Annotated in this window: 1 protein-coding gene and 1 pseudogene; both read right to left on the bottom strand. The window is 73.5% G+C overall.

Annotated elements, in window-relative coordinates; genetic code table 11:
- On the bottom strand, positions 1–7,806 hold a 7,806-nt coding region (locus tag ACFV2J_RS34655), incomplete at its 3' end, for an SDR family NAD(P)-dependent oxidoreductase (RefSeq protein ID WP_385442396.1).
- Between the two features lie 220 nt (positions 7,807–8,026).
- Positions 8,027–8,512 (bottom strand): annotated as a pseudogene (mqnB, locus tag ACFV2J_RS34650) (futalosine hydrolase); the annotation flags it as partial.

Below are 8,512 nucleotides of genomic sequence, written 5' to 3'. Positions count from 1 at the left end.
CCCGCTTACGCAGACATGACCCCCGCGGGGGTGGGCGACGAGGGGGGCGTGGACGGCCAGGGCGCGGCGGTCGGGGCGGGCAGGAAGGTCGACGAGGCCGCCCCAGCGGTCGGGGTGTTCCAGGGCGGCGACCCGGCCGAAGCCCCACAGGGCGGCCCGTGCCGGGTCGACGACGCCTTCGGAGGGGGTACCGACGGCCACGGCGCCGTGCGTGAGCAGCCACAGCGGCGCGGTCACTCCGGCGTCGCCCAGCGCCTGGACGAGGGTCAGCAGGGCGGCGGTGTCGGCCGGGGACGCCAGGACGCCCGCGATCGGTCCGGTGCCGGCGGTGTCGGACAGGCCCGACAGGACGCCGGCCAGAGTGGTGCGGTCCGCCTGCGGGTCGTACGTCACCCGCTCGGTTCCGGGCAGGAACTCCTCGATCCCCGCGAGCGTGTCCTCGCCGGAGGGCTGGAGCAGGAGCCGGCGGCCGGTGTCGGTCGCGGTGGGAGGGGTGACCGGGTGCCATTCGACGCGGTAGCGCCAGCCGTCCACCCGTGACCGCTCGGCCGCACCGCGCCGCCAGGCGGACAACGCCGGCACGACGGCGTCGAGTTCGGCCTCGTCCACGCCCAGGACCTCGGCGAGGTCGTGGGCGTCACCGCGTTCCACGGCCGCCCAGAAACTCGCGTCGAGCGGGTCGGCTGCCACGGGTCCGGCGGCAGCGGCGGCCTCGGGCCAGAACCACTCGCGTTGGAAGGCGTAGGTGGGCAGTTCGACCGGCCGTGCGCCGGTGAGGAGGGCGGGCCAGTCGACGGCCACACCGTGCGTGAACGCCCGCGACACGGCGGCCAGGACGGTGTCCGTCTCGGAACGGTCCTTGCGCAGGACCGACGCGAACAGCGTGCCCTCACCGCCGGGGACGCTGGTCTGGGCGAGGGCGGTGAGGGTGCCGTCCGGGCCGAGCTCCACGAACCGGGTGACACCCCGCTCCGCCAGGGTGCGCACTCCGTCTGCGAACCGTACGGCTTCACGCACATGACGGACCCAGTAGTCGGCGGACTGCAACTCCCCCGCTCCGGCGGCCTGTCCGGTCAGGTTCGAGACGAGCGGGATGCGCGGCTCGGCGTAGGTGACGCTCTCGGCGACCGTACGGAACTCGGCCAGCATCGGTTCCATCAACGGCGAGTGGAAAGCGTGCGAGACCCGCAGGCGCGAAGTACGGCGGCCCATCGCGGCTATCTGCTGCGCGATGGCCTCCGCCACCGCTTCGACACCGGAGATCACCACTGAGAGGGGGCCGTTGACCGCGGCGACGGACACCTCGCCCTCCCAGCCCTCCAGCAGCGGCAGGACCTCGTCCTCGGCGGCCTCCAGCGCGAACATCGCACCACCGGAGGGAAGTTCCTGCATCAGACGACCACGCGCCGACACCAGCCGGCACGCGTCCTCCAGGGAGAACACCCCGGCCACGTGCGCGGCGGCGAGTTCACCGACCGAATGACCCACCAGGAAGTCGGGACTCATCCCCCACGACTCCACCAGCCGGAACAACGCCACCTCGATGGCGAACAGCGCGGGCTGGGTCCAGCCCGTCTCGTTCAGCAGCTCGGCGTCCTCACCGAACACGACCTCCCGCAGACCCTCACCCAAGTGCCCGCACACCGCGTCGAAGGCCTCCGCGAACACGGGATACGCCTCGTACAACTCGCGCCCCATGCCCAGGCGTTGTGCGCCCTGGCCGGAGAAGAGGAAGGCGAGCTTGCCCTCGGTCGCGGCGCCCTGGACGACACCCGGCACGCTCTCGTCGCGGGCGACGGCGGCAAGGCCCGCCAGGAGTTCCCCACGGTCGCCGCCCCGGATCACCGCGCGGTTCTCGAACGCCGACCGGGTCCTGACCAGCGACAGACCGACGTCGGCGGGGTCCAGGTCGGGCTGTGTCCCAAGGTGGGTCAGGAGTCTGGCGGCCTGGTCCCGCAGAGCGGCGGCACCCTGTCCGGACACCACCCACGGGGTGACGGACGGCGCCGGGGGGATCGGGGTGTCCGTGTCTGCGACGGCGGGCTCCGCCTGTTCCAGCACCACGTGCGCGTTCGTGCCGCTCAGCCCGAACGAGGAGACCCCCGCCCGACGAGGACGCTCCGTCTCCGGCCAGTCCACCGACTCGGCCAGCAGCCTGACCTCACCCGCGGCCCAGTCGACATGCGACGAGGGCTCATCGACGTGCAGGGTGGCCGGCAGGACGCCGTGGCGCATCGCCTCCACCATCTTGATCACACCCGCCACACCCGCGGCGGCCTGGGTGTGACCGATGTTCGACTTCACCGAACCCAGCCACAAAGGCCGTTCGGCGTCACGGTCCTTGCCATAGGTGGCCAGCAGGGCCTGCGCCTCGATCGGATCACCCAGCGAGGTGCCCGTACCGTGCGCCTCGACCGCGTCCACGTCCGACGCCGACAGACCCGCACTCGCGAGCGCCGCCCGGATGACGCGCTGCTGGGAGGGACCGTTCGGCGCCGTCAGACCGTTCGACGCACCGTCCTGATTCACCGCGGAGCCACGCACCACGGCGAGGACGGGGTGACCGTTGGCGCGCGCGTCCGACAGGCGCTCCACCAGCAGCACACCGACACCCTCCCCCCAGCCCGTACCGTCCGCGCCCTCCGCGAAGGCCTTGCACAGGCCGTCGCCCGCGAGTCCGCCTTGGCGGCTGAACTCGATGAACGCGCCGGGGGTGGACATCACGGTCACGCCGCCGGCGAGGGCGAGGTCGCACTCCCCCGACCGCAGGGCCTGGGCGGCCAGGTGCAGGGCGACGAGGGACGAGGAGCAGGCCGTGTCGACGGTGACCGCGGGGCCTTCGAGGCCGAGGACGTAGGAGACCCGGCCGGAGAACACGCTCGCCGCGTTGCCGGTGCCGACGTACCCGCCGAAGTCGCCGTCCGACAGCGACAGCAACGCCGGGTAGTCCTGGCCGTTCGTCCCGGCGAACACGCCGGTCCGTGAACCGCGCAACGACCGCGGGTCGACGCCCGCCCGCTCGACGGCCTCCCACGACGTCTCCAGCAGCAGACGCTGCTGCGGGTCCATGGCGAGCGCCTCACGCGGCGAGATCCCGAAGAAGCCCGCGTCGAAGGAGCCGACGTCGCCCAGGAACCCGCCACGGTGGGTGTGGCTGGTGTAGGGGCCGTCGGGTGCGTTGAGGGTGTCGAGGTCCCAGCCGCGGTTGCGGGGGAAGTCGGCGATGCCGTCGCGTTCCTCGGACAGCAGGTTCCACAGTGTTTCCGGGGAGTCGACTCCGCCGGGGAAGCGGCAGGCCATTCCGACGATCACGATCGGGTCGGCGGACAGCGCGGTCCCGGTCGCGGTGGACGCGCCCGGTGTCTCCGCGACGACGCCGATCAGTTCGCCGTGGAGGAAGTCGGCCAGGGCCGTCGGGGTCGGGTAGTCGAAGACCACGGTGGCGGGCAGCCGTACCCCGCACTCCGCGCCCAGTACGTTGCGCAGTTCCACCGCGATGAGTGAATCCACGCCCAGTTCGCGGAACGCGCGGTCGGCCGGGACCGCTTCCGGACCGGCGTGACCGAGCACGGCGGCCGCGCGGGTGCGGACCGTGTCGAGGAGTTCGGCGCGCTGGGCCGGTGCGGTCAGGCCGGTGAGGCGTTCGCGCAGGGCGGTCGCGGGGGCGGACTGTCCGGCCGTGTTCTTGGGAGCTGCGTACAGTTCGCCGAGGAGCGGGCTGGTGCGTACGGCGGTGAAGGCGGGGCCGAACAGGGTCCAGTCGAGGTCGGCGATGAAGGTGACCGGGGCCGGGGAGGCGGCGCAGACGGCGAGGGCGTCGAGGCCGGTCGCCGGGTCCAGGAGGTTGACGCCTCCGCGGCGCTGGCGGTCCTCGGCGGAGGCGTCGGCGGCCATGCCGCCGCCGGCCCAGGGGCCCCAGGCGATGGACGTGGCGGACAGGCCCTGCGCACGGCGGCGTTCGGCGAGCGCGTCCAGCATGGCGTTGGCCGCGGCGTAGTTGGCCTGGCCCGCGGAGCCGACGGTGCCGGCGAAGGACGAGAAGAGGACGAACGCCGAGAGGTCGCGCCCGCGGGTCAGTTCGTCGAGGTGGAGGGCGGCGGCGACCTTGGAGCGTACGACCGTGTCGAACTGCTCGGGGGTGAGCCGGTCGAGGACTCCGTCGTCGAGGACTCCGGCGGTGTGGACGACGGCGTCGACCGGGTGGTCGTCCAGTAGCCGTCGTACGGCCTCACGGTCGGTCATGTCGCACGCGAGGAGGGAGACTTCGGCGCCCAGGGCCGAGAGTTCGGCCTCCAGATCGGCGGCGCCGGGTGCCTGCGTTCCGCGCCTGCTCGTGAGGACGAGACGGGTGGCTCCCTGTTCGGCGGCCCAGCGGGCCACCCTGGCGCCGAGTGCGCCGGTGCCGCCGGTGACCAGGACCGTGCCGCTGGGGGTCCAGGGGGTGGCGGGTTCCTCCGTGGCCGCGACCAGGCGGCGGGCGAGGACGCCCGCGGCGCGGACGGCGACCTGGTCCTCGTCGGCGCCGCCGCCGGAGAGCAGGGCCGCGAGTCGGGAGGCGGTGCGTCGGTCGAGTTCGTGCGGGAGGTCGATGAGACCGCCCCAGCGGTCGGGGTGTTCGAGGGCGGCCACGCGGCCCAGTCCCCAGACGGCGGCCTGGTCGAGGCGAGGGGGGAGGTCGCCGCGGCCGGTGGTGACCGCTTCGCGGGTGAGGGTCCACAGGGGTGCGGTGATGTCGGTGTCGCCGAGTGCCTGGACGAGGAGGGCGGTGGCCAGGACGCTTTCCGGGGTGCCGGTGTGCTCTCCCGGGGTCAGGGCCAGGGCCGAGACGACGCCGCTGACCGGGGTCCCGGCGGCTGCCGAGGTGAGCAGGCCGGCGAGCGTCGCGCGGTCGGCGTCGGCGGGGCAGGGCACGGTGACGAGGTCGGTGGCGCGTGCGGCCAGGGCTTCGGTGAGGGCGCCGTCCCAGCCGTCGTCCGCGAGGGCGGCCGGGGTGACGAGCAGCCAGCGGCCGGTCAGTCGCGCCTCGGCGGGCAGGCCGGTGACGGGGCGCCAGGTCACCTGGTGGCGGTGGTCGCCTTCGGCGGTGGGTGCGGCGGAGCCGTCGGCCCGGTAGGAGCGTTCGAGCCAGTAGCGGTCCCGGCGGAAGGCGTAGGTGGGCAGGTCGACGCGTCCGGCGCCGGGGAGGAGAGAGTTCCACTCGGGTGTGCGGCCGTGCACGTGGAGGAGGCTGACGGCGGACGTCAGGGTCTCGGTCTCGTCCCGTTCCTTGCGGAGTGTGGGGGCGAAGAGCGCGTCCTGGCTGTCGGGCAGGCTGGTCTGGGCGAGGGCGGTGAGGGTGCCGTCGGGGCCGAGCTCCACGAACCGGGTGACACCGTTCGCGGCCAGCCACTCGATCCCGTCGGCGAACCGTACGGCTTCACGGACATGCCGGACCCAGTAGTCGGCCGACTCCAACTCCCCCGCACCGGCGGCCTGTCCGGTCAGGTTCGAGACGACCGCGATACGGGCCGGCGCATACGTCACGCTCTCGGCGACCGTGCGGAACTCGGCCAGCATCGGTTCCATCAACGGCGAGTGGAAGGCGTGCGAGACCCGCAGACGGGAGGTCCGGCGGCCCAGAGCGGCTATCTGCTCCGCGATGGCCTCCGCCACCGCCTCGACACCGGAAATCACCACCGAGCGGGGGCCGTTGACGGCGGCGACCGACACCCCGTCCGCCAGCAGCGGCAGGACCTCGTCCTCGGACGCCTCCAGCGCAAACATCGCACCACCGGAGGGAAGTTGCTGCATGAGCCGGCCGCGCGCCGACACCAGCCGGCACGCGTCTTCGAGCGAGAACACCCCGGCCACATGCGCGGCAGCCAGCTCACCCACCGAATGACCCACCAGGAAGTCAGGGCTCACACCCCAGGACTCCACCAGCCGGAACAACGCCACCTCGATGGCGAACAACGCGGGCTGGGTCCAGCCCGTCTCGTTCAGCAGCTCGGCGTCCTCACCGAACACGACCTCCCGCAGACCCTCGTCCAACTCCGCGCACACCGCGTCGAAGGCCTCCGCGAACACCGGGAAGGAGTCGTACAACTCCCGTCCCATGCTGAGACGTTGCGCGCCCTGGCCGGAGAAGAGGAAGGCGAGCTTGCCCTCGCCCTTCGTCGAGCCGGTGTGGACGCGGTCGGTGTGGTGGCCCTCGGCGAGGGCGGCGAGGCCGCTGAGCAGGTCGGCGCGGTCGGTGCCGAGGAGCGCGGCGCGCTCGGGGAGTGCGGCGCGGGTGGCGGCGAGGGACCAGGCGAGGTCGTAGAGGTCGGTGTCGGGGTGGTCGGTGAGGTGGGCGCTCAGGCGTGCGGCCTGTTCGCGCAGGGTGTGTTCGTCGCGGGCGGAGAGCACCCAGGGCAGCAGGGGCAGGCCGGCGCGGGCGGGAGCGTCGGTGGCCGGTTCGTCGGCGGGGGCCTGTTCGATGACGGCGTGGGCGTTGGTTCCGGAGACTCCGAAGGCGGAGACGGCGCCGCGGCGGGGCCGGTCGGCCGCCGGCCAGTCGACGGACTCGGCCAGGAGCTTGACGTTGCCGGCCGTCCAGTCGATGTGGGAGGAGGGGTTTTCGACGTGGAGGGTGGGCGGGAGGACGCCGTGGCGGATCGCCAGGACCGTCTTGATGACGCCGACGACGCCCGCGGCGGCCTGGGTGTGGCCGATGTTGGACTTCACCGAGCCGAGCCACAGGGGGCGGTCGGCGTCGCGGCCCTGGCCGTAGGTGGCGAGCAGGGCCTGGGCCTCGATGGGGTCGCCGAGCGCGGTGCCGGTGCCGTGGGCCTCCACGGTGTCGATCTCGGTGGCGGGTACGCCCGCGCTCGCGAGGGCGGCGAGGATGACGCGCTGCTGGGAGGGGCCGTTGGGGGCGGTCAGTCCGTTGGAGGCGCCGTCCTGGTTGACGGCGGAGCCGCGGACGACGGCGAGGACGCGGTGGCCGTTGCGGCGGGCGTCGGAGAGCCGCTCGACGACGACGACGCCGACGCCCTCGGCCCAGCCGGTGCCGTCCGCGTCCTCGGAGAACGCCTTGCAGCGGCCGTCGGAGGCGAGGCCGCCCTGCTGGCCGAACTCGATGAAGGCGCCGGGGCTCGACATGACCGTCACGCCGCCGACGGCGGCGAGTGAGCACTCGCCGGAGCGCAGGGACTGTGCGGCCAGGTGGAGGGCGACGAGGGAGGAGGAGCAGGCGGTGTCGACGGTGATCGCGGGGCCTTCGAGGCCGAGGGTGTAGGCGACGCGGCCGGAGACGACGGACATGGAGGTGCCGGTCAGCAGGTGGCCGCGGACGTCGTCGGGAACCTCCCGCAGTCCGCTGCTGTAGCCCTGGTCGCTGCATCCGACGAAGACTCCGCAGCGGCTGCCGCGCAGAGCGGCGGGGTCGATGCCCGCGCGTTCGAAGGCCTCCCAGGTCGTTTCCAGCAGGACGCGCTGCTGGGGGTCCATGGCGAGGGCTTCGCGGGGTGAGATGCCGAAGAAGGCGGGGTCGAAGCGGTCGGCGTCGAAGACGAAGCCGCCCTGGCGGCGGGCGCCGCCGGTGGCGTCGGTGCCGAGGTCCCAGCCGCGGTCGGCGGGCCAGTCGGTCACCGCGTCGACGCCGGACACGAGCAGGTCCCAGAAGTCCTCGGGCGACCGGACACCGCCGGGCAGACGGCAGCTCATACCGACGATGGCGACGGGTTCGTCGTCCTTGGACTCCAGCTGGCGGAGTTTGAGCCGGGTCTCATGAAGATCGACGGTCAGTCGTTTGAGGTAGTCCCGAAGCCGCGCTTCAGTTGTCATGGACTGCCCCCATGCTGTTGTGGTGAGAAAGGGTCGCGCCTCGTGCGGCTTGGACAGCATGTCCCGGGGGTGGACCGTTTCCGTGGCCCTGGCCGGGTTGTCTGGGGAAACCCTTGGAAATCATCACCGCAGGCCGGGGACGTGGCCGCGGACACGGCGAAGCGGCGGGGCCGGGCGACGTGGTCGCCTGGCGCCGCCGCTTCGCGCCGGTCGGGCCCGCTCAGCTGTACGGGGGTGGGGCGCCCTTCTCCAGGACGGTGCGCAGGACGGAGAAGGCCTCCTGAAGGGCGGTGAGGGCCTCGCCGATGCGCCAGGCCGAACGGTCGCGGGGGCCGACGGCGTTGGAGACGGTGCGGATCTCCAGTACGGGTGTGCCGTGCGCGGCGGCCGCTTCGGCGACGCCGAAGCCCTCCATGGCCTCCGCCCCTGCGTCGGGGTGGGCGTGGGCGAGGGCGCGGGCGCGTTCGGCGGTGCCGGTGGCGGTGGAGACGGTCAGGACGGGGGCGTGGGTGGCGCCGAGGGCGCGGGCCACGGCGGTGGCGAGACGGGGCGGGCAGGCGTGGGTGGTCCTGCCGAAGCCGAGGGTGTCGACGGGGAGGAAGCCGCCCGGGGAGTCGGCGCCGAGGTCGGCGGCGACGATGCGGTCGGCGACGACGGCGGCGCCGACGGGCGCGGGGGGGGGCTATCGGGCCCGCTTGTCCGCGGG

This window comes from Streptomyces sp. NPDC059668, from assembly GCF_042734135.1.
Taxonomy (GTDB): domain Bacteria; phylum Actinomycetota; class Actinomycetes; order Streptomycetales; family Streptomycetaceae; genus Streptomyces.
The sequence above is the reverse complement of the archived record's forward strand: the minus strand, read 5'-3'. Positions and strand labels throughout refer to the sequence as shown.